The following is a 232-nucleotide window of genomic DNA, read 5'->3' as shown; positions in this document are numbered from 1 at the left end:
TTGGACCCTCACGCCCAGAATATGGAGATAATGGCGATCGACACCCTGCACTTTGGAATGGGTGAAGGGCGCCTCGTTCGAGATTGGATTGCCAAATGCATGCGAATTGAGGATCGAATGGACATCTGGGCGTTCGTGAGACTGCTTGCCAAGATTGCCCATGGTTATCACGTGGCGGTTTACGGGCAGTTCCCGCTCAACGAAAGCCCGTTGGTCCCCATAATCTTGGGTC

The 232-nt window shown here is 53.9% G+C and carries 1 protein-coding gene; it reads left to right on the top strand.

What is annotated here, in order from left to right; genetic code table 11:
• Positions 1-30 precede the first annotated feature (30 nt).
• A partial coding sequence (locus KVS69_RS20765; protein ID WP_217540240.1) for a hypothetical protein occupies positions 31-232 on the top strand: 202 nt, incomplete at its 3' end.

Source organism: Stenotrophomonas sp. GbtcB23, from assembly GCF_019091045.1.
Lineage (GTDB): Bacteria > Pseudomonadota > Gammaproteobacteria > Xanthomonadales > Xanthomonadaceae > Stenotrophomonas > Stenotrophomonas rhizophila_A.
Note: the sequence above shows the minus strand (reverse complement) of the source record. Positions and strands in the feature narration are given on the sequence as shown.